A 21595-nucleotide genomic window follows, 5' to 3' on the forward strand; every position below is an offset into this window, starting at 1 on the left:
CAGATGACTGAACAGAAGAAAAAGCTCGACAAGCTGTCCGGCGTGAAGGGGATGAACGACATCCTTCCGCAGGAAGCCGGGCTGTGGGAATTTTTTGAAACGACCGTCAAGTCGATGCTGCGTTCGTACGGATACCAGAATATCCGTACGCCGATCATCGAGCATACGCAGTTGTTCAAGCGCGGGATCGGCGAAGTGACGGACATCGTCGAGAAAGAGATGTACAGCTTTACCGACGCGCTGAACGGCGAAAATCTGACGATGCGCCCGGAAAATACCGCGGCCGTCGTGCGCGCGACGATCGAGCACAACATGCTGTACGACGGCCCGAAGCGTCTGTGGTATATCGGCCCGATGTTCCGGCACGAGCGTCCGCAACGCGGCCGTTATCGCCAGTTCCATCAGGTCGGCGTCGAAGCGCTGGGCTTTGCCGGTCCGGATGCGGACGCTGAAATCATCATGATGTGCCAGCGTCTGTGGGACGATCTGGGCCTGATCGGCATCAAGCTCGAACTCAATTCGCTGGGTCTCGTCGAAGAGCGCGCGGCGCACCGCGTCGAATTGATCGCGTACCTCGAAAAGCACATGGACGTGCTCGACGAAGAAGCGAAGCGTCGTCTGTACACGAACCCGCTGCGCGTGCTGGATACCAAGAATCCGGCGATGCAGGAAGTCGCGCAGAACGCACCGAAGCTGATCGATTTTCTCGGCGAGGAATCGCGTGCGCACTTCGAAGGTTTGCAGCGCATTCTGAAGGCGAACAACATCCCGTTCACGATCAATCCGCGTCTCGTGCGTGGTCTCGATTATTACAATCTGACCGTGTTCGAATGGGTGACCGACAAGCTCGGCGCTCAGGGCACGGTGGCGGCCGGCGGCCGCTACGACCCGCTGATCGAACAGCTCGGCGGCAAGCCGACGGGCGCGTGCGGCTGGGCGATGGGTGTCGAACGGATCCTCGAATTGCTGAAGGAAGAGCAGCTCGTGCCGGAAGACGAAGGTTGCGACGTGTACGTGGTCCATCAGGGCGACGCGGCGCGCGAACAGGCCTTCATCATTGCCGAGCGTTTGCGCGACACGGGGCTCGACGTGATCCTGCATTGCAGCGCCGACGGTCAGACGGCCAGCTTCAAATCGCAAATGAAGCGTGCCGATGCAAGCGGTGCGGCATTCGCGGTGGTGCTCGGCGAGGACGAGATCGCGAACGGCACGGTCGGCGTCAAACCGCTGCGTGATACAGGTTCTAACGGCGGTAAAAACGAGCAACAAAACGTGCCCGCCGAAGACTTGACCGAATTTCTAATCAATGCGATGGTTGCAACCGCCGAAGAGGGCGACGACTGATCGCGATGTCGTCGGGCCGATTGGCTCGACACGCACACGTATCAAGAAAGAGGAAATCGCCGGGCGATGAGTTACCACGACGAACAAGAATCGATTGAAAGCCTGAAGGCCTGGTGGACGCAGTGGGGCAATGCGACCACGTGGGTCGTGCTGGTGGTATTGGTTGCCGCAGCCGGCTGGAACGGCTGGAATTTCTGGCAACGCCGTCAGGCCGCGGAAGCCGCGGTGCTGTACGACCAGGCGCAGCAAGCCGTGGCATCGGGCGACAAGGCGAAAATCACGCGCGTCGCCACTGACATGGAAGACAAGTTCAGCAGCACGGCTTACGCGCAAATGACCGCGCTGGGCGCCGCCAAAGCGTTGTACGCAGCGGGCGACGAAGCCGCTGCGAAGAGCCAGTTGCAATGGACCATCGATCACGCCAAGGACGACGAGTTCAAGCAGATCGCGAAGCTGCGTCTCGCTTCGCTGCTGCTCGACGACAAGGCGTACGACCAGGGTCTCGCGCTGCTCGCCGAGCCGCAGTCGGATGCCTTCAAGGGTCTCGTGGCCAATGGCCGCGGCGACCTGCTTGCCGCTCAGGGCAAGCGTGACGACGCGCGCACGGCTTACAAGCTGGCGCTCGACTCGCTGTCGACAAACGATAGCTCGGCCCGCCAGTTGATCCAGTTCAAGCTGGACGCGCTGGGCGGCTAAGCGCCGCACGCAGCGCACCGCGTGCCACGAGCAACTGCTCTCCTTTAATCCATTTCCTGAATGCTTCGTCCACCGATGAATCTGCTGAAACGTTACGCTGTGCCCGTTGCCTGTGCGATGACTGTCCTCACGATGGCGGCTTGCTCATCCACGAAAGACGACCGCCGCGTGCCGACGCCGCTCACCGAGTTCAAACCCGTACTCGACGTGCAGCAGGCGTGGAAGGCTAGTGTGGGCAAGGCGGGGCGCTATCTGTTCTCACCGGTTGCGGTCGGCAATGCGGTGTATGCGGCCGGCGCGAACGGCTCGGTCGCGAAGATCGACGCGCAAACCGGCAAGGACATCTGGCGCGTGAAGCTGCGCGACGATCTGTCGGCCGGTGTCGGCAGCGACGGTACGTTGACGGCCGTCGGCGGCCTGAAGGGCGACGTCTACGTGCTGGGCGCGGATGGCAAGCAGTTGTGGACCGCGAAGGCGCCGGGCGAAATCATTTCGCCGCCGCTGGTCGGCAACGGTCTCGTCGTCGTGCGTACGGTCGACGGCCAGATCGTCGCGTTCAACGCGCAAACCGGCGAGCAGAAGTGGAACTACCGCAACCGCGCGGTGCCGCTCAATCTGCGTGTGTCGTCGGGTATGACGTTCGCGGGCGACGCGGCCGTGCTGGCGGGTTTCCCGGGCGGCGCGTTCGCGGCGATCAATCTGCAAACCGGCGACAACTACTGGCAAACGCCGGTGTCGTATCCGAAGGGCGTGACCGAAGTGGAGCGCATCAACGACGTGACCGGTCCGCCTACGCTGGTCGGTTCGGAAACCTGCGCGGTGACGTTCCAGGGCCAGATTGGCTGCTTCGACGCGAACTCGGGTCGCGCGGTGTGGGAAAAGGCGTTCTCGAGCACGAGCGGTCTCGCGCAGGATGAAACTGCTGTCGTCGCGGCCGACGACTGGTCGGTGGTGTCGGCGTTCGACGTGAACAGCGGCGCGCCGCTGTGGAAGAACGACAAGCTGAAGAACCGAGAGCTCGGTGTGCCGTACATCCTGGGTCATGCAGCGGTGCTGGGCGACTATCAGGGTTACGTGCATTTCCTGTCGCGTGACGATGGCACGCTGGTGGCGCGCGTCAAGACTGACGGCAGCGCGATCACCGCGGCGCCGGTGCTCGCCGGCGAAACGCTGGTCGTGCAAACGAAGGACGGCGACCTGTACGGTTATCGTCCGCGTTGATATTGCCGCGCCCTTAGCTCGGGTGCGGTAAAGCGTGCAGGCCGGCTTAGCCGGCCGCACGTGTTTTTGATGGTTGAAGGTACCCAGAGTCAAGAAAAAATATTGCGCCGGACTGGCTGGTCCGGCAGTCGGATCAGAAACGGCCCACGTGGCCAGCGGTGGCTGCTTGCGGCGCCACCTTCGGCGGTAACTGAAAAGCTTCGCACCCAATGGGCGTGCGAGCCGTCGAGCAAGAAAGACTGAATCGGGCGGCCCTGTTGGCGCTGTCCATCCAGCCAAATCCCCGTCCGCCCGGGCGCGCATATTGACAGTGCATCCGGGGCTGGCCGAATTCGTGATAATTTTCGTCAAACGCTGCCCAACTGTCATGTGGCGGCCGCATGGCGTCGCTACGCGGCCGGTCGATTTCGATCCCGCGTTTCACCGTGAACAACATCTGATGAAACCCGTTATTGCCCTCGTCGGGCGCCCCAATGTGGGGAAATCCACGCTGTTCAACCGTCTCACGCGTACGCGCGATGCGCTGGTTGCCGACCTGCCCGGTCTTACCCGCGATCGTCACTATGGTGAAGGGCGCGCCGGCGACCGGCCGTATCTGGTCGTCGATACCGGCGGCTTCGAGCCGGTCGCGAAAGACGGCATCCTGCATGAGATGGCGCGACAAACCCGCCAGGCGGTCGAGGAATCGGACATCGTCGTATTCATCGTCGACGGCCGTAACGGGCTCGCGCCGCAAGACAAGTCGATCGCCGACTATCTGCGCAAGGTCGGCCGGCCGATCTTCCTCGTCGTCAACAAGGCGGAGGGGATGAAGTACACCACGGTGGCCGCCGACTTCTACGAACTCGGTCTCGGCGATCCGCGCGCGATTTCCGCGGCGCATGGCGACGGTGTCACCGAAATGATCAACGAGGCGCTCGCAGTCGCTTACGCGGGCCAGCCGGAAGAAGACGACAGCGAGAAAGAAACGCGTGGCGTGAAGATCGCGATCGTCGGCCGGCCGAACGTCGGCAAGTCGACGCTGATCAACGCGCTGGTCGGCGAAGAGCGCGTGATCGCGTTCGACATGCCGGGCACCACGCGCGATTCGATCTACGTCGACTTCGAACGCGGCGGCAAGCCGTATACGTTGATCGACACGGCCGGGTTGCGTCGTCGCGGCAAGGTGTTCGAAGCGATCGAAAAATTTTCAGTCGTGAAGACGCTGCAATCGATCTCGGACGCGAACGTCGTGATCCTGTTGCTCGACGCGCGTCAGGACATCTCGGAGCAGGACGCTCACATTGCCGGGTTCGTCGTGGAGCAGGGCCGCGCGCTGGTTGTCGGCGTGAACAAATGGGACGGCCTCGATCCGCATGTGCGCGAGCGCACCAAAGCCGATCTCGAACGCAAACTAAAATTTCTCGACTTCGCTAAATTCCACTTCATTTCCGCAGCGGAAAAGACGGGCATCGGTCCGTTGATGCGTTCGGTCGACGACGCTTACGCTGCTGCAATGGCCAAGTTGCCGACGCCGAAATTGACGCGCGCGTTGATCGATGCGGTGGAATTCCAGCAGCCGCGCCGACGCGGTCCGGTGCGGCCGAAATTGCGTTACGCGCACCAGGGCGGACAGAATCCGCCGATCATCGTGATTCACGGCAACGCGCTCGATGCGATCACGGAAACGTACAAACGCTACCTCGAAAACCGCTTCCGGGAAACTTTCAAGCTGGTGGGGACTCCATTGCGCATAGAGTTCAGATCGTCGACGAACCCTTACGCGGATAAAGGCTGAAGATCGGGCCGGGAGTCTGTTTCAAACCCGGCCTCGAACCCGGGCTGAAATCCAGCCCGAGGCCAAGGCTGAAACCCGCGTGTGTGCTGGGTTTGGCCGCTTGGGTCATGCCCTCGCGCGAAAACGAAAATCGGCTATAGTGTAGCGGTTGACGGCGGATCTCTTTTTCTTCGCCGTCAATTCAGTCAACCTGCAAAAAAATACGGAGTTTGCTATGAGCAACAAAGGGCAATTGTTACAAGACCCGTTTTTGAACGCACTGCGTAAAGAGCATGTGCCGGTGTCGATCTACCTGGTCAACGGCATCAAGCTTCAAGGGAACATCGAATCGTTCGACCAGTACGTCGTGTTGCTCCGGAATACGGTCACCCAGATGGTCTACAAGCACGCAATCTCGACTGTCGTGCCTGCCCGTCCGGTGAATTTCCACCCGGATTCCGAACAGTCCTAACCCTCGACGCGGCCGGCGTAGCGTCGCCCGTTGGCGAATACTCCCGGCCGCGTCATTTTGATACCCTCCAATTTGATCAATGCAGCGCTTGTCGGCATCGACTTCGGTAAGATCGATTTCGAAGCCAGTCTCGAAGAACTCAGCCTGCTCGCACAAAGCGCGGGCGCGAATCCTTTAGTCACCCTCACCGGGCGTCGCTCGAGTCCGGATGCGAAGATGTTCGTCGGCAGCGGCAAGGCCGAAGAGCTGCGTCTCGCGTGTGAGGCGAACGACATCGAACTCGTCATTTTCAATCACGCATTGGCTCCCGCGCAGCAGCGCAATCTGGAGCAGGCGCTTAATCGCCGCGTGATCGATCGCACCAGTCTCATTCTCGATATTTTTGCGCAACGCGCCCGCAGCCATGAAGGCAAGCTGCAGGTGGAGCTCGCGCAGTTGCAGTATCTGTCCACGCGACTTATCCGCGCATGGACCCACCTCGAGCGCCAGAAAGGCGGTATCGGTTTGCGCGGCCCGGGTGAAACGCAGCTCGAAACCGACCGCCGGTTGATCGGCGAGCGGATCAAGGCGTTGAAGACCCGGCTCGAAAAACTGCGCCGGCAGCATGGCACGCAGCGTCGTCAGCGTTCGCGCAATCAGACCCTGTCCGTGTCGCTCGTCGGTTATACGAACGCGGGCAAGTCCACGCTCTTCAATGCGCTGACGAAAGCCCAGGCGTACGCCGCCGACCAGTTGTTCGCCACGCTGGACACCACTTCACGCCGTGTCTATCTCGGTGACGAAGCGGGGCAGGTGGTGGTGTCGGATACGGTCGGATTCATTCGCGAACTGCCTCACCAACTGGTGGCGGCGTTTCGCGCCACGCTCGAAGAAACGATTCACGCCGACCTGTTGCTGCACGTGGTCGACGCATCGAGCGCCGTGCGGCTCGACCAGATCGACCAGGTGAACGAGGTGTTGCGCGCAATCGGCGCGGACACGATCCGCCAGGTGCTGGTGTTCAACAAGATCGACGCGGTGCCCGAGTTGGCGGCCCGTGGCGACGCGGTTGAGCGGGATGAGTATGGTAATATTTCGCGCGTCTTTTTGAGCGCGCGCACGGGGCAAGGGCTGGATACATTGCGCGCTGCCATCGCTGAAATCGCTACTGCCGAACCTCTTCCCGATATGCTGGTCGATCAATCGGAAGAAGACCGGTCGGCAGCACCACGCGACGACCATAAGGTCACAGAACTCGGGCACTGACCCGCTCCAATTGCACTGACCCGCTGTCTACTCTGGTGAACGAACACAGGTGAACGATTACAACGAGCGGAGTATCTGGCTGCGCATGCGCGCCATGCTTTCATTGAACGATCCGCGCTGGGGCCGGGGCGACGGCAATGGCAATGGCGAGCGTCAACGGCCTAACGAACCCAAACGTCCGCAGGGCAAAGACGGAGAAGGTCCGCCCGATCTCGACGAGATGTGGCGCGATTTCAATCGCCGTTTGAGCCGGGTGTTCGGGCGCAAGGGTGGTGGCGCGGGCGGCGGCCGCCCGGATAACGGCCGCGGTGCGCGCATCGGCGTGGGCATCGTGATCGGTGTGCTGATCGCGATCTACCTCGGCAGCGGCGTGTTCGTCGTGCAGGACGGTCAGGCCGGCGTCGTGCTGCAGTTCGGTCAATATCGATACACCGCGGGGCAGGGTGTTCACTGGCGTCTGCCGTATCCGTTCGAAACGCATGAACTCGTCAATGTCGGTCAGACCCGTCAGGTGGAGATCGGTCGCAACAACGTGGTGCGTCTCGCGAACGTGAAGGACGCGTCGATGCTCACGCGTGAAGCCGATATCGTCGACGTGCGCTTTGCCGTTCAATACCAGATCCGCAAGCCGACCGATTACCTGTTCCGCAGCGTCGATCCCGATCAGAGCGTGATGCAGGCCGCGCAAGCCGCGGTGCGCAGCATCGTGGGTACGCGCAGCACCAACGATATCCTCAATCAGGATCGCGAAACAATTCGTCAGCAACTGACCGCGTCGATCCAGCAGTCGCTGGACGAATATCAGTCCGGGCTCGCCGTGACCGGTGTGACGATCCAGAGCGTGCAGGTGCCCGATCAGGTGCAGCCCGCTTTCGACGCCGCCGCCAAGGTGCGCCAGGACAACGATCGCGCGAAGAGCGAAGCAGAGGCCTATGCGGCCGATCTGCTGCCGCGCGCGCAGGCCGACGTCGCGCATCAGGTCGACGAAGCGAAAACGTACAGCGAAAAGACCGTGGCGCAGGCGCAAGGCGATGCCGACCGCTTCAAGCAGGTCTACGCACAGTACTCGAAAGCGCCCGCTGTGATTCGCGAGCGCATGTACCTGGAAACCATGCAGCAGATCTATTCGAAGACAACCACGGTGTTCGTGGACAGCAAGAGCGGCAACAACGTACTGTATTTGCCGCTCGACAAGCTGGTCGAGCAGACCCGCCAGCGTGCCGACGCCGCGGCTGCTGCAACTGCCGCTGCTGCGGCCGGCCAGGCTTCCGGCTCCGCTGCTGCTCCCGCACCGCAAACAGCCGCCAACGGCGCCGCTGCCGTGTCCTCCGCAGCGCCGGGCGCGGGTCAGGCCGCGAGCCAGCCGGCAGCGCCCGGCGTCGCGGCCTCCGCAACGCCCGCGAGTCAGCCTGCCGCAAGCAGCGACGCGCTGCGTTCACGCGACTCCTTCCGCAGCCGTCTGCGTGAAGACGACGTTCAATAAGGAGCGCACACCATGAACAAGATCATTGCGCTCGTCGTGGCTATCGTCGTCGTGCTGTTTGCTGCGTCGTCGATGGTGTTTGTCGTCGATCAGCGGCACATGGCCGTGCTGTCGTCGCATGGCGACACCGCGCCCAGCCTGCTCGGCCCAGGCTTGCATGTAAAGCTGCCGCCGCCGTTGCAAACGCTCACGCTGGTGGATAACCGCATCCAGTCGCTCGACGCACCGGACGAAGACCGTTACGTCACGTCCGACAAAACCGATCTGCTCGCGAACCCGGTCGTCAAATACCGCGTCAGCGATCCGCTCAAACTGCTTGCCGAAACGAAGGGCGACGTGCAAAGCCTGCCGGATCGTCTCGCGCTGCTGTCGCGCAGCGCGATCGGCGATGCGTTCGCGAAGGTCACGTTGACCGATGCGCTCGCCAAACAGCAGGCCGTCGCCGACGAGGCGCGCGGTGCGATGGATAAATCCGCGGCGTCGCTCGGCGTGCAGGTGGTCGACGTGCAACTCACTCGCGTCGATTTCCCCGCGGCAATGACCGATTCGGTCTACAAGCGGATGATCGCAGCGCGCGAACAGGCTGCGGCCGACGAACGCGCGAAGGGCGCGGCGCAAGCCGACCAGATCAAGGCGGATGCGCTCGGCCAGCAACAGGCGATTCTCGCCGACGGCTACAGCCAGGCGCAGACGATCAAGGGCGAGGGCGACGCCAAGGCAGCGGAAATCGCCGCCGCGGCGTACGGCAGCGACCCGCAGTTCTACCAGTTTTACCAAAGCATGCAGGCGTACAAGAACACCTTCAAGCCGGGCGACGTGATCGTCGTCGATCCGAGCAGCGAGTTCTTCCGCTTCATGCGTAGCCCGACCGGTGGCGCAGCCCCGGACGCTCCCGCGGTACCGCGCAAACACTGACAACCGGAACGCCGCGGCACTCGCATCGCGGCCCTTTCATTCGCATGGACATAGCCGGCTCGTTACTGCTCGCGATCGCATTGATGCTGATTATCGAGGGGATGTTTCCCTTTGTGTTCCCGAGCGCCTGGCGCGACACGTTCCGTAAAATAGCGGAACGGCCCGCGCATCAGATCCGCATCGGCGGACTGATCGTGATGGTGCTCGGTTTGATCCTGCTGTTTATCGTGACCTGACAGCGCGCTTCGCAGGCGGCTGTCGCGAGGCGCAGCGCACGTTGAGCTTGCGGCCGGCTGCCGTGCTTAATGCACCGACCCGGCGCCGACCCGGCACCAAGCCCGGCATCGAGCGAGGCAGCCGTGCGGCGTGCGCAAGATGACTGCGCTGCGGCAATTCCAGCGGTAAATCTGCGGTTCTGTCCTTCCGCCCGCCGCCAGAATCGAGTCGCTGTCCGCCATTCACTTATCACTTACGGCGCCCCTGGCCGCCGTGTTCAACGTCGTAGGACTGTATCGATGTCGACCTGGTTACTTCCCGAGAATATTGCCGACGTGCTGCCGTCGGAAGCCCGCAAGATCGAAGAGTTGCGTCGTCACCTGCTGGACCGTTTCCGTTCGTACGGCTACGAAATGGTGATGCCTCCGCTGCTCGAGTACCTCGAGTCGCTGCTGACCGGCGGCGGCCACGATCTGAACCTGCGCACGTTCAAGCTCGTCGACCAGTTGTCGGGCCGCACGCTCGGTCTGCGCGCGGACATTACGCCGCAGGTCGCGCGTATCGACGCGCATCTGCTCAACCGGCAGGGCGTCACGCGTCTTTGCTACGCGGGCAATGTCGCGCATACGCGTCCGCGCGGGCTGCACGCGACGCGTGAACAGATCCAGATCGGCGCGGAAATCTATGGCCACGCCGGACTCGAAGCCGACCTGGAAATCCAGCAATTGATGCTCGACGCGCTGCGTCTGGCGGGCCTCGCTAAAGTGCGGCTCGATCTGTGCCACGCGGGCGTGCTTGCCGCGCTGATCGAAGCGGAGCCGGCGGCGGCCGACCTCGGCCAATCGCTGTACGACGCGCTCGCCGGCAAAGATGTGCCGCGTCTCGTCGAACTGACGGCGAACCTCACGCCGCTCACACGCGACGCGTTGCGCGCGCTGCCCACGCTGTACGGCGACGCCTCCGTGCTCGACGAAGCGCGCGCGCGTCTGCCGAACGTGCCGGCGATTTCCCGTGCGCTGGACGATCTCGCGTTCCTCGCCACGCAGGTGGACGGCGCCGAAGTGATGATCGACCTCGCCGATTTGCGCGGCTACGCGTACCACAGCGGTGTGATGTTCTCGGCTTATGTCGACGGCGTACCGAATGCGGTCGCCCGCGGCGGCCGTTACGACCACGTGGGCCAGGCCTACGGCCGGGCGCGCGCGGCCACCGGCTTCTCGCTCGATCTGCGTGAAGTGGCGCGCATTTCGCCGGTCGAAGCGCGCAGCAGCGCGATCCTCGCGCCGTGGCAACACGACGACGCGTTGCGCGTGAGCGTCGCCGCATTGCGCGACGCCGGCGAAGTGGTGATCCAGGCGTTGCCGGGTCACGAGCATCATCTCGACGAGTTCGCGTGCGACCGCGTGTTGGTCGAGCGCAACGGCGCGTGGGTTGTCGAAACGCGCGTCTGACCTGCATGACGAGGGCTGCGCCCGTTGCGGGCGCAGCCCTTTTTTCTGGGCGGCGCGAGCGCTGTCAGATCCCGGCACGGCTGCCTGCCGCGCTATTTCGCTATCTCCAACATAACGTGCATACCGTTGAGCGGAAACGGAAAAATTCGGAAGGTTCCGCGAACATAGGTAGAATACGTTTTTAACCAGCTTACGAAACAACATGTCTGCTAGCGCAGTGAATGTGAACCCCGGGCGTAACGTCGTCGTCGTGGGGACCCAGTGGGGTGATGAAGGCAAGGGCAAGATCGTCGACTGGCTGACGGACCACGCCCAAGGCGTCGTTCGCTTCCAGGGCGGTCACAATGCCGGTCACACGCTTATCATCGGCGGCAAGAAAACCATCTTGCGCCTGATTCCGTCGGGCATCATGCATCCCGGCGTCGCGTGCTACATCGGCAATGGCGTCGTGTTGTCGCCGGAAGCATTGTTCAAGGAAATCGGCGAGCTCGAAGCCGCCGGAGTCGACGTTCAGAATCGACTCTTCATTTCCGAAGCCACCACCCTGATCCTGCCGTACCACATCGCCATCGACCAGGGTCGCGAAGCGCGCCGTGGCGCGGGCAAGATCGGCACCACCGGCCGCGGCATCGGCCCGGCATACGAAGACAAGGTCGCACGTCGCGGCTTGCGCGTGCAGGACCTGTTCGATCCGGTCACGTTCGCCGAACGTCTGCGTGAAAACCTCGATTACCACAACTTCGTGCTGACGCAATACCTCGGCGTCGCCGCGGTCGACTTCCAGCAAACGCTCGACACGATGTTGAGCTATGCCGATCGTCTGAAGCCGATGGTGACCGACGTGTCGCGCCGTCTTTACGACGAAAACGCGGCCGGCAACAACCTGCTGTTCGAAGGCGCGCAAGGCACGCTGCTCGATATCGATCACGGCACCTATCCGTACGTCACGTCGAGCAACTGCGTGGCCGGTGCGGCCACCGCGGGCGCGGGCGTCGGTCCGCAAAAGCTGAACTACATTCTCGGCATCACCAAGGCGTATTGCACGCGTGTCGGTTCGGGCCCGTTCCCGAGCGAGCTGTACGACGCGGACAACGCCGAGCGTCAGGAAGCGATCGGTCTGGAACTGGCCAAGGTCGGCAAGGAATTCGGTTCGGTCACCGGCCGTCCGCGCCGCACGGGCTGGCTCGACGTCGCCGCGCTGCGCCGCTCGATCCAGATCAACGGCGTGTCGGGTCTGTGCATGACCAAGCTCGACGTGCTCGACGGTCTCGACGAAGTGAAGCTGTGCGTCGGCTATACGGTCGACGGCAAAGCAGTCGATCTGCTGCCGCGCGGCGCCACGGAAGTCGCGCGTTGCGAACCGGTGTACGAAACCTTCGCGGGCTGGAAGGAAAGCACCGTCGGTATCAAGGAATGGGACAAGCTGCCGGCTGCCGCGCGTGCTTATCTGTCACGCGTGCAGGAAGTCGCGGGTATTCCGATCGATATGGTGTCGACCGGTCCGGATCGTGACGAAACCATTCTGCTTCGTCATCCGTTCAAGGTTTAAGTGATGGTTCAAGGTGTGCCCATGATTGCGATGAAAGATCCGCGCAACGACGACAAGAACCTGTGGGTCGGCTGGGACGAGTATCACCGGTTGATCGAAGTACTCGCGTTGCAGGTGCACGAGTCGGGCTGGAAGTTCGACAAGATCCTGTGCCTCGCGCGTGGCGGTCTGCGCGTCGGCGATCAACTGTCGCGCATTTACGATCTGCCGCTCGCGATTCTCGCCACCAGTTCGTATCGTGAGGCGGCAGGTACGGAGCAGGGCGAACTCGACATCGCGCAATACATCACGATGACGCGCGGCGAACTGCACGGCAACGTGCTGCTCGTCGACGATCTGGTCGATTCGGGCGTGACGCTCGCCCGCGTGCAGCAGCATCTGAAAGAGCGCTATCTGGCCATTACGGCGGTGCGCTCGGCGGTGCTCTGGTACAAGGGCTGCTCGAAGGTGAAGCCCGACTATCACGTGCAGTATCTGCCCACTAACCCGTGGATTCATCAGCCGTTTGAGGAGTGGGACACGGTGCGTCCGCACAACCTCGGCGCGTGGATCAAGCGCGGCACGGCGCAGGAATCGTCAGGGAAGTAAGGTTTCGCCGCGCTGTGTGCAGCGATTCATATTCAGGATTCGTACTCAGAAAAGGAGCCCCGCCGGGCTCCTTTTTTTATGCGTGCGGAAAGCACCGCCGTGCAGCCCGAACAGCGCCGTCGCCGTTGCAACGCGTCGCGCAGCAGACGCGGTCAAATCGCAGTGCTACACTGCGCGGACCATCCACGTGGTGTATCCACAACAAGCCGGGCGGCGCTAGGCGAGCAGTTTAGAATAGCGATCGTTTTTTCCGCCCAGGGAACGGATTTCCTCGCGTTTATGACAAATAACAATCACGAGCACAAACAGCCATTGCCATCCCTCGCGCTGGCCGCGATCGGAGTGGTGTTCGGCGATATCGGCACGAGCCCGTTGTACTCGCTGAAAGAGGCATTCAGCCCTTCCCATGGCATTCCGCTAACCGACCAGTCGATTCTGGGTGTGATCTCGCTGCTGTTCTGGGCGATCGTGATCGTGGTCGGCATCAAATATGTTCTGTTCGTGATGCGCGCCGACAACAACGGCGAAGGCGGTGTGCTCGCATTGATGGCGCTCGCGTTGCGCTCTCTGGATCCCAAATCGAAAATGGCCGGCTTGCTGATGATGCTCGGCATTTTCGGCGCATGCATGTTCTATGGCGACGCGGTGATCACGCCTGCGATCTCCGTGATCTCGGCAGTCGAAGGTCTGGAGATCGCCGCCCCGAAACTGTCGCATCTCGTGCTGCCGTTGACGATGGTGATTCTCGTGCTGCTGTTCTGGATTCAGCGGCACGGCACGGCGATGGTCGGCCGCCTGTTCGGGCCGATCATGGTGGTGTGGTTCGTGGTGCTGGCAGCGCTCGGCCTGTGGCACATCCTGCAGTCGCCGAACGTGATCCGCGCGCTGAACCCGTACTACGCGTACAGCTTCATGGCCGCGCACGTTCTGCAGGCATACGTGGTGCTGGGCTCGGTCGTGCTGGTGCTGACCGGTGCCGAAGCGCTCTACGCCGACATGGGCCACTTCGGCGCAAAGCCGATCCGCATGGCCTGGTATTTTCTGGTAATGCCTTCGCTGGTGCTCAACTATTTCGGTCAGGGCGCGTTGCTGATGCACGACCCGAAGGCGATCGAAAACCCGTTCTTCCTGCTCGCGCCCGATTGGGCGTTGCTGCCGCTCGTGATTCTGTCGACGGTGGCGACCGTGATCGCTTCGCAGGCCGTGATTTCCGGCGCGTATTCGCTGACGAGCCAGGCGATCCAGCTCGGCTACGTGCCGCGCATGAAGATCCTGCACACGTCGGAACTGGCGATCGGTCAGATCTATGTGCCGGTGGTGAACTGGATGCTGCTGTTCATCATTCTGTGCATCGTGATCGCGTTCAAGAGTTCGGACAATCTCGCCGCGGCCTACGGTATCGCGGTGACCGCGACCATGGTGATCACCACGATCCTCGCGTGTGTGGTGATGGTGAACGTATGGAAGTGGAACAAGCTGCTGGTCGGGCTGATCATCGGCGTGTTCATGGTGGTCGACGTGGGCTTTTTCGGCGCCAATCTGCTGAAGGTCGAGGAGGGCGGCTGGTTGCCGCTCGGCATCGGCGCGTTGCTGTTCTTCCTGCTGATGACATGGTTCAAGGGCAGGATGATCGTCAAGGAGCGCACGGCCGCCGACGGTATTCCGCTGATGCCGTTCCTGCAGGGCCTGCTCGCGCATCCGCCGCATCGCGTGTCGGGCACGGCGATCTATCTGACCGGCAGCGACTCGCTCGTCCCCGTCAGCTTGCTGCACAACCTGAAGCACAACAAGGTGCTGCATGAGCGCACGATTTTCCTGACCTTCGTCACGCGCGACATTCCGTATGTGGACGACGCGGAACGTGTGACGGTCAAGGTTATCGACGGTGGTTTGTATCTCGTCAAGGCGTCGTACGGTTTCAACGAAACGCCGGACGTGAAGGCGGTGCTGCTGGAGGTCGGCCGCACGCACGACATGACCTTCGAGTTGATGGACACGTCGTTCTTCCTCGCGCGCGAAACGGTGGTGCCGACGCAGTTGCCGGGTATGTCGGTGTGGCGCGAACGTGTGTTCGCGTGGATGCATCAGAACGCCGCGAAGCCGACGGACTTCTTCAGCATTCCGGCGAACCGGGTGGTGGAGTTGGGGACGAAGATCGAGATCTGATTGCGCGTGAATCGCGCGTGAAAGCCCGCCTGAAATCGCGAGCGCCTCGTTTGATGCATCGAGGCGCAAAAAAGCCCACGCAATGGTGAAGTGCGTGGGCTTTTTTGTTGCGTGCTGTTCGAGTTGGCGCGTGAATCGATCACGCGCCAACGCGGCATATGCAGCGCTTACTTCTGCTTGAGCTTGGCAAACGCAGCGGCCATTGCGCCGCCTGCTTCCGGCTCGCGCGAACGCTGTTGCTGGCCGCCCCGGTTGCCGCCGCCCGGGCGGTTGAAGCCGCCACGGTCCTGCTGTGCGCCACCGCTGCGCGGGGCCGCGGACGCGCCGAACTCATCGTCCAGACGCATGGTCAGCGCGATACGCTGACGCTTCACGTCGACTTCGAGCACCTTCACCTTGACGATCTGACCGGCCTTGACGACCTCGTGCGGGTCCTTGATGAATTTCGTCGACATGGCGGACACGTGTACGAGACCGTCCTGATGCACACCGATGTCGATGAACGCGCCGAACGCCGCCACGTTCGTCACGACGCCTTCGAGCACCATGCCCGGCGTCAGATCGCTGACCTTCTCGACGCCTTCGCGGAACGTCGCTGTCTTGAACTCAGGACGCGGATCGCGGCCCGGCTTTTCGAGTTCGACCAGAATGTCGCGCACGGTCGGCAGACCGAAACGTTCGTCGACGAATTCCGCCGGCGACAGCCCGCGCAGCGCGTCGCGATTGCCGAGCACGTCACCGACATGCTTGCTGATCTTCGCGAGAATGCGTTCGACGACAGGATACGCTTCCGGGTGAACCGACGAGCGGTCGAGCGGATTCTCGCCATTGTTGATGCGCAGGAAGCCGGCGGCCTGCTCGAAGGTTTTGTCGCCGAGACGCGGCACCTTGCGCAGATGCTCGCGCGACGGGAACGGACCGTTGGCATCGCGATAATCGACGATGTTGCGCGCCAGTGTCGCGTTCAGGCCGGACACGCGTGCGAGCAGCGCGACCGACGCGGTGTTCGCATCCACGCCGACCGCATTCACGCAGTCTTCGACCACCGCGTCGAGCGAGCGGGCCAGTTCGCGCTGATTCACGTCGTGCTGGTACTGGCCGACGCCGATCGCCTTCGGCTCGATCTTCACCAGTTCCGCGAGCGGATCCTGCAAGCGGCGCGCGATCGACACGGCGCCGCGCAGCGACACGTCCATATCGGGGAACTCCTTGGCCGCGAGTTCGGAGGCCGAGTAAACCGACGCGCCCGCTTCGGACACGACGATCTTCTGCAGCTTGAATTCCGGATGACGCGCGATCAGTTCGCTCGCGAGTTTGTCCGTTTCACGCGACGCGGTGCCGTTGCCGATACTGATCAGCTCGGCCTGCGTCTGCGCGCAGATGCGCGCCAGTTTCGCGATCGAGCCGTCCCAGTCGCGGCGCGGCTCGTGCGGATAGATCACGTCGGTGGCGAGCACCTTGCCGGTCCGGTCGACCACGGCGACTTTCACGCCGGTGCGCATGCCCGGATCGAGGCCGATCACGGCCTTCGGGCCGGCAGGCGCGGCCAGCAGCAGGTCTTTCAGGTTGCGCGCGAACACGCGAATTGCTTCGTGCTCGGCTTCGTCGCGCAGCTTGGTCAGCAGTTCGTTTTCGATGTGCGGCTGCACCTTCACGCGCCAGCACCAGCGGCACACGTCCGACAGCCATTTGTCGGCCGGGCGGCTCTGATTCGCAATGCCGAAGTGGCGCGCGATCAGCGCTTCGCCCGGATGCGGCACCAGCGCGTCGAGTTCCTCGCCGAGGCCGAGCTTGACCATCAGCACGCCCGCATTGCGGCCGCGGAACAGCGCCAGCGCGCGATGCGACGGCACGGTGCGGATGGTTTCCGCGTAGTCGTAGTAATCGCGGAATTTTTCTTCTTCGGCGTTTTCCTTGCCTTCCACCACTTTCGACGACACCACGCCCTGGTTGAACAGGTAATCGCGCAGTTTGCCGAGCAACTCGGCGGTTTCGCCGAACTGCTCCGACAGGATGTCGCGCGCGCCGTCGAGCGCGGCTTTCACATCGGCGACGCCTTTCTCGGCGTCCACGTAGGCAGCGGCTTCGGTTTGCGGGTCGAGCAGCGGATTGGCCAGCAGCGCGTCGGCGAGCGGCTGGAGGCCGGCTTCGCGGGCGATCTGCGCGCGCGTGCGGCGCTTCGGCTTGTACGGGAGATACAGGTCTTCCAGCACCTGCTTGCTGTCGGCGCCTTCGATCGCGATGCGCAGTTCGTCGGTGAGCTTGCCCTGTTCGTCGATGCTGGCGATGATCGCCGCGCGCCGGTCTTCCAGTTCGCGCAGATACAGCAGACGTTCCTCGAGATTGCGCAGTTGCGTGTCGTCGAGATTGTCGGTCACTTCCTTCCGGTAGCGGGCGATGAACGGAACAGTCGCTCCTTCGTCGAGAAGTTGCACCGCGGCCGCGACCTGGCGCGGCTGGACGGACAGTTCGGCGGCGATGCGCTGTACGATCTTGAGTGCTACGGTTTCCGTCATAGGTCCTGGTGTTCCTGCTGCTCAATCAAAGGTCGCGTGCGAACGCACTCGGGAGCGCGTCCGGCCGCGCCGGACGGCGCGCCGCGACCAGGTTGCTGGAGCGGGGCATTTTGCCATAAATGCCAAAGGGCTCAACCGCAGGGTGATAGAATTTCGGGCATGTTCCGTTGACCCTCTACGACGTTGCCGATCTCCTTGTCCCTCAACCGCCTGGGCTCCCGCTTGGTCTCTCGCCTGTCACAACTGCCGCCGTTTTCATTGCGCTCACCGCTTGCTTTGCCGCTTCTTTTGCCGCCTGTTTCTCTCATCCCGGCGTCGCGGTCCCTGTTCAGGTTTGCGCTCGCGTCCTCACCGGCATCTTTGGTAGCGCGTTTCGCGTGCGTGATCGCGGCTTCGGTGGCGTTGGCCGCGCCGGCGGCCGCGCAGGAATCCGCTGCGCAACCCGGCGGCAACGCGCCGGTAGCCGCTTCGGGTGCCGCGGGTGCAATGGCCGCGGATGCGTCGGGCACGGCCACGGCCAGCGCTGAACAGGCCGACGCGCTGAACAGGTCGTTCGACGCGCGGCAAAAAACGCTCGACCAGCGCAGCGAGGAAAACAACTACCGTTACGGCGTCGCCGAGCACGACTGCTACAGCAGGTTCTTCGTGAACCACTGTCTCGGCAAGGCGCGCGACGAGATGCGCGTGGTGCAGGCGGACATCCGCAAGGAACAGCTCGCGCTCGACGGCGAACAACGCGCCGCGCGCGCCCGTCAGCGTGACGAGCAGGCCGCGCTCAAACGCGCACAGGACGAAGCCAGCGCGCCGCAGCGCGCCGCCGACGACGCGCGCAACGCGCAGGCCTACGAAGACAAGCAGCGTCAGCACCAGATCGATCAGACGCAACGTGCGGCCGAGGCGCCGCAACGCAGCGCGAACGCGCAGGCGTATCAGGACAAGCAGCGTCAGCACGCACTGGATCAGGCGCAGCGCGGGATCAGCCCGGCGCAAGCCGCCACCAACCAGCAAGCGTACGATCAGAAGCAGGGCGATTTCCAGAAGAAGCTTCAGGAAGCGCAGCAACAGGGCGCGCAGAAGGCTCAGGAGCGCGTCGAGAAGCAGCAGAGCTTCGAGAAGAAGCAGGCCGACGCGGCGCAGCACAAAGCAGACGTCGAAGCGCGGCAGAAGCAGGCGGCCGAGAAAGCCGAGCAGAAACGTCAGGAGCAGTTGCAACAGCAGCAGCAACTCGAACAGCAGAAGCAGCAACAGCAGCAGGCGCAATAGCCATTGTGTCCGTCGTGCTGGAGCGGTCTCTGGTAGGGTTGTGGGAGTGCCGTAGTCGCCGTAACGCGTTTTAGCCGGACAGCAACCTCAGGCATCGGGCCGCGCCACGCAGCCCGTGCCGCTTACGGGAGGAGGCGAGCATGCGCGATCAACATCACGTCATCACCGCGGACACACTTCGCGATCGCATTCTGCAGCTGGAATCGGAGCACAGTGGGCTCGATCGGTTGATCGAACGAATGTCGAGCGAGCCCGGCATCGACGACTTCGAGTTGCAGCGTCTGAAAAAGCGCAAACTCAAAGTCAAAGACACCATCATCTTGCTGCAATTGCAGCTCGAACCGGACGCACGCGCCTGAGTTCGCGGCCTGGCAGGCGCCGGGTCGCGCGGCGCGCACCGGAATTTGCAGGAAACGCTTGCCTTGAATTCACCGCTTGAAACTTCATCCCGTGCCGGGTCGGGCAGCGACGCTTCGCCGGCCGGCGCAGGTGCCGTCGCGCCGCGTGCGAATGCGTCGCCGCTCTCCGCGGCGCTGAATCCGCGCCGCGGCGCCGAACTCGACCAGATCTTCGCCGACAACGGCCTGCTCGCGCGGCAGATCGACGGCTATCGTTCGCGCGCGTCGCAGATCGAGATGTCGCGCGCCGTCGCCGCGGCCATGGAAGCGTCCGGCCGCGCGATGCCCGAGCCCGCGATGTTCGAGGCGCAGAAGCGTCCTGCGCGGCGTCTGCAAGGAGCGGCCGACGCGGCCGCAGAGGCGCCGGACGCCGACGAATCGAACGGACTCGACGGCAGCGAAAACACGCTGATCGTGGAGGCGGGCACGGGCACCGGGAAGACCTATGCCTATCTGGTGCCCGCGATGCTGTGGGGCGGTAAGGTGATCGTCTCTACCGGCACCAAGCACTTGCAGGACCAGCTGTTCCAGCGCGACATTCCGACCGTGCGCGATGCGCTTGCGGTGCCCGTGTCGGTCGCGATGCTCAAGGGCCGCGCGAATTACCTGTGCCATTACTACCTGCAGCGCACCGCTGACAACGGCCGCCTGCCGTCGCGTCAGGAAACGTCGTATCTGCAGGACATCATCCGCTTCGCGAAAATCACCCGTACCGGCGACAAGGCCGAACTCGCGAGTGTGCCGGAGACGGCGGCGGTGTGGTCGATGGTCACGTCCACGCGCGAGAACTGTCTCGGTCAGGAGTGCCCGCATTACAAGGAGTGCTTCGTGATGCAGGCGCGCCGCGAGGCGCAGCAGGCCGATATCGTGGTGGTCAATCACCACCTGTTTTTCGCGGACATCATGTTGCGCGACACCGGCATGGCCGAGTTGCTGCCCACCGCGAACACGATCATCTTCGACGAAGCACATCAACTGCCCGAAACCGCGACGCTGTTTTTCGGCGAGACGCTATCGACCACGCAGTTCCTCGAGCTCGCGCGCGATTCTGTCGCCGAAGGCCTCGGTCACGCGCGCGAAACGGTGGATTGGGTCAAGCTCGGCGCGACGCTGGAGCGCGCGGCGCGCGACGTGCGGCTTGCTTTCAAGGAAGACTCGGTGCGTCTGTCGATCGGCCAGCTTGCCGACGACCATCCGCTGTTCCCGGCGCTCGAAACACTCGAAACCGAACTCGATGCATTGGCGTCCGCGCTGGCCGGGCAGGCGGAGCGCGCCGAATCGATCGGCGCGTGTCTGCGCCGTGCGCGCGAGCTGCAAGGCGTGCTCGCGGGCTGGACCTCGCCGCCCACTGAAATCGAACGTGAGAAGGCCGAAGCCGCCGCTTCCGATGCGAAAGCCGAGCGCGTCGATCCAAACGAAAAAGTGCGCTGGATCGAGGTGTTCTCGCATACGGTGCAGTTGCACGAAACGCCGCTCTCGGTCGCGCCGATCTTTGCGAAGCAGCGCGCCGGCGTGCCGCGCGCATGGATCTTCACGTCGGCGACCTTGTCGGTGCGCGGCGACTTCACGCACTACGCCGCGCAAATGGGCCTGAACGCGAAACGTTCGATGACGCTGCCGAGCCCGTTCGACTATCCGACGCAAGGCTTGCTATACGTGCCGCGCAATTTGCCGCAGCCGTCCTCGCCGATGTTCACCGACGCCGTGTTCGACGCCGCGTTGCCCGCGATCGAAGCGTCCGGCGGCGGTGTGTTCATGCTGTGCACGACGCTGCGCGCGGTCGACCGGATTTCGGCCAAGCTGCGCGACACGATCGACGCACGCGGCTGGAATTACCCGTTGCTCGTGCAGGGCGACGCGAGCCGCACGGAGTTGCTGGATCGCTTCCGCGCGTACGGCAACGCGATCCTGGTGGGCAGCCAGAGTTTCTGGGAAGGGGTGGACGTGCGTGGCGATGCGCTGTCGCTGGTGGTGATCGACAAGCTGCCGTTCGCCCCGCCCGACGATCCGGTCTTGTCCGCGCGACTCGACGCGCTGACCAAGAAGGGCTTGAGTCCGTTTGCCGTGCATCAGTTGCCGCAGGCGGTCATTACGCTAAAGCAGGGCGCAGGCCGTCTGATCCGCGCTGAGACCGATCGCGGCGTGCTGATGATCTGCGACACACGTCTCGTCGACAAACCGTATGGGAAGCGTATATGGCAGAGCCTGCCGCCATTCAAACGCACACGTGAGATCGAAGTGGTGCGCGAGTTCTTCGAAGAGAAGACGGCGCAATAAATCTATTCGGTGATTACCGTTGAGGGCCGTTGAAAAAGC

17 protein-coding genes are annotated in these 21595 nt (G+C 63.1%); 16 read left to right on the forward strand and 1 reads right to left on the reverse strand.

The features are described 5' to 3' along the window. Window positions 1-3 precede the first annotated feature (3 nt). The 13 genes from hisS to PQQ51_RS23945 all read left to right on the forward strand — a co-directional run bounded on the left by hisS (window position 4) and on the right by PQQ51_RS23945 (window position 15102). Window positions 4-1344 (forward strand): histidine--tRNA ligase, encoded by a 1341-nt coding sequence (gene hisS, locus PQQ51_RS23885; protein ID WP_408499327.1) that lies wholly within the window; start codon window positions 4-6, stop codon window positions 1342-1344. Window positions 1345-1410: 66 nt separating this feature from the next. Then, on the forward strand, window positions 1411-2040 hold the full coding sequence (locus tag PQQ51_RS23890; RefSeq protein WP_408499328.1) for a YfgM family protein: 630 nt from the start codon (window positions 1411-1413) through the stop codon (window positions 2038-2040). Window positions 2041-2115: 75 nt separating this feature from the next. Then, window positions 2116-3261 (forward strand): outer membrane protein assembly factor BamB, encoded by a 1146-nt coding sequence (gene bamB / locus PQQ51_RS23895; RefSeq protein ID WP_408499329.1) that lies wholly within the window; start codon window positions 2116-2118, stop codon window positions 3259-3261. A gap of 439 nt (window positions 3262-3700) precedes the next feature. Next, window positions 3701-5038 (forward strand): ribosome biogenesis GTPase Der, encoded by a 1338-nt coding sequence (der, locus tag PQQ51_RS23900; protein WP_408499330.1) that lies wholly within the window; start codon window positions 3701-3703, stop codon window positions 5036-5038. A gap of 214 nt (window positions 5039-5252) precedes the next feature. Continuing rightward, entirely contained in the window at window positions 5253-5489 is a 237-nt protein-coding gene (gene hfq / locus PQQ51_RS23905; RefSeq protein WP_006051315.1) for an RNA chaperone Hfq, read from the forward strand. A gap of 72 nt (window positions 5490-5561) precedes the next feature. Further along, window positions 5562-6734, forward strand: coding sequence for a GTPase HflX (gene hflX, locus PQQ51_RS23910; protein WP_408499359.1), 1173 nt, complete (start codon window positions 5562-5564; stop codon window positions 6732-6734). A 49-nt stretch (window positions 6735-6783) separates the two neighbouring features. Beyond that, complete coding sequence (hflK, locus tag PQQ51_RS23915) at window positions 6784-8217, forward strand: FtsH protease activity modulator HflK (protein ID WP_408499331.1); 1434 nt, start codon at window positions 6784-6786, stop codon at window positions 8215-8217. A 12-nt stretch (window positions 8218-8229) separates the two neighbouring features. Then, window positions 8230-9132: a protease modulator HflC gene (hflC, locus tag PQQ51_RS23920; RefSeq protein WP_408499332.1), complete on the forward strand. Its 903-nt coding sequence runs from the start codon at window positions 8230-8232 to the stop codon at window positions 9130-9132. Between the two features lie 44 nt (window positions 9133-9176). Continuing rightward, the gene (locus tag PQQ51_RS23925) at window positions 9177-9368 is read left to right on the forward strand and encodes a DUF2065 domain-containing protein (protein WP_144146272.1); all 192 of its coding nucleotides are present in this window, start codon (window positions 9177-9179) and stop codon (window positions 9366-9368) included. A gap of 279 nt (window positions 9369-9647) precedes the next feature. Further along, complete coding sequence (locus PQQ51_RS23930; RefSeq protein ID WP_408499333.1) at window positions 9648-10799, forward strand: ATP phosphoribosyltransferase regulatory subunit; 1152 nt, start codon at window positions 9648-9650, stop codon at window positions 10797-10799. 202 nt (window positions 10800-11001) lie between these two features. Next, window positions 11002-12348: an adenylosuccinate synthase gene (locus tag PQQ51_RS23935; RefSeq protein WP_408499334.1), complete on the forward strand. Its 1347-nt coding sequence runs from the start codon at window positions 11002-11004 to the stop codon at window positions 12346-12348. 3 nt (window positions 12349-12351) lie between these two features. Next, on the forward strand, window positions 12352-12936 hold the full coding sequence (locus PQQ51_RS23940) for a phosphoribosyltransferase (protein ID WP_408499335.1): 585 nt from the start codon (window positions 12352-12354) through the stop codon (window positions 12934-12936). A 279-nt stretch (window positions 12937-13215) separates the two neighbouring features. Further along, entirely contained in the window at window positions 13216-15102 is a 1887-nt protein-coding gene (locus PQQ51_RS23945; protein ID WP_408499336.1) for a potassium transporter Kup, read from the forward strand. 167 nt (window positions 15103-15269) lie between these two features. Here the strand turns inward: PQQ51_RS23945 and PQQ51_RS23950 are convergent, their stop codons facing one another. Then, window positions 15270-17618 carry a Tex family protein gene (locus PQQ51_RS23950; RefSeq protein ID WP_408499337.1) on the reverse strand — a complete coding sequence of 783 codons (2349 nt, stop codon included), beginning with the start codon at window positions 17616-17618 and terminating at the stop codon, window positions 15270-15272. A 360-nt stretch (window positions 17619-17978) separates the two neighbouring features. Here PQQ51_RS23950 and PQQ51_RS23955 point away from each other — a divergent pair, with 360 nt between their 5' ends. From PQQ51_RS23955 to yoaA, 3 genes are all read left to right on the forward strand, one after another. Then, entirely contained in the window at window positions 17979-18881 is a 903-nt protein-coding gene (locus PQQ51_RS23955) for a hypothetical protein (protein WP_408499338.1), read from the forward strand. A gap of 140 nt (window positions 18882-19021) precedes the next feature. After that, window positions 19022-19240, forward strand: a complete 219-nt coding sequence (locus PQQ51_RS23960; RefSeq protein ID WP_408499339.1) for a DUF465 domain-containing protein — start codon at window positions 19022-19024, stop codon at window positions 19238-19240. 63 nt (window positions 19241-19303) lie between these two features. After that, window positions 19304-21556, forward strand: coding sequence for a DNA repair helicase YoaA (yoaA, locus tag PQQ51_RS23965; RefSeq protein ID WP_408499340.1), 2253 nt, complete (start codon window positions 19304-19306; stop codon window positions 21554-21556). Window positions 21557-21595 lie beyond the last annotated feature (39 nt).

Origin of the sequence: Paraburkholderia xenovorans (assembly GCF_046030735.1) — a bacterium.
GTDB lineage: Bacteria > Pseudomonadota > Gammaproteobacteria > Burkholderiales > Burkholderiaceae > Paraburkholderia > Paraburkholderia xenovorans_A.

What these genes read in the sequence shown, in the direction of transcription:
- hisS (WP_408499327.1), top strand. Translation starts at nt 4, where the DNA reads ATGACTGAACAGAAGAAAAAGCTCGACAAGCTGTCCGGCGTGAAGGGG.
- PQQ51_RS23890 (WP_408499328.1), top strand. Translation starts at nt 1,411, where the DNA reads ATGAGTTACCACGACGAACAAGAATCGATTGAAAGCCTGAAGGCCTGG.
- bamB (WP_408499329.1), top strand. Translation starts at nt 2,116, where the DNA reads ATGAATCTGCTGAAACGTTACGCTGTGCCCGTTGCCTGTGCGATGACT.
- der (WP_408499330.1), top strand. Translation starts at nt 3,701, where the DNA reads ATGAAACCCGTTATTGCCCTCGTCGGGCGCCCCAATGTGGGGAAATCC.
- hfq (WP_006051315.1), top strand. Translation starts at nt 5,253, where the DNA reads ATGAGCAACAAAGGGCAATTGTTACAAGACCCGTTTTTGAACGCACTG.
- hflC (WP_408499332.1), top strand. Translation starts at nt 8,230, where the DNA reads ATGAACAAGATCATTGCGCTCGTCGTGGCTATCGTCGTCGTGCTGTTT.
- PQQ51_RS23925 (WP_144146272.1), top strand. Translation starts at nt 9,177, where the DNA reads ATGGACATAGCCGGCTCGTTACTGCTCGCGATCGCATTGATGCTGATT.
- PQQ51_RS23930 (WP_408499333.1), top strand. Translation starts at nt 9,648, where the DNA reads ATGTCGACCTGGTTACTTCCCGAGAATATTGCCGACGTGCTGCCGTCG.
- PQQ51_RS23935 (WP_408499334.1), top strand. Translation starts at nt 11,002, where the DNA reads ATGTCTGCTAGCGCAGTGAATGTGAACCCCGGGCGTAACGTCGTCGTC.
- PQQ51_RS23940 (WP_408499335.1), top strand. Translation starts at nt 12,352, where the DNA reads ATGGTTCAAGGTGTGCCCATGATTGCGATGAAAGATCCGCGCAACGAC.
- PQQ51_RS23945 (WP_408499336.1), top strand. Translation starts at nt 13,216, where the DNA reads ATGACAAATAACAATCACGAGCACAAACAGCCATTGCCATCCCTCGCG.
- PQQ51_RS23950 (WP_408499337.1), bottom strand. Translation starts at nt 17,618, where the DNA reads ATGACGGAAACCGTAGCACTCAAGATCGTACAGCGCATCGCCGCCGAA.
- PQQ51_RS23960 (WP_408499339.1), top strand. Translation starts at nt 19,022, where the DNA reads ATGCGCGATCAACATCACGTCATCACCGCGGACACACTTCGCGATCGC.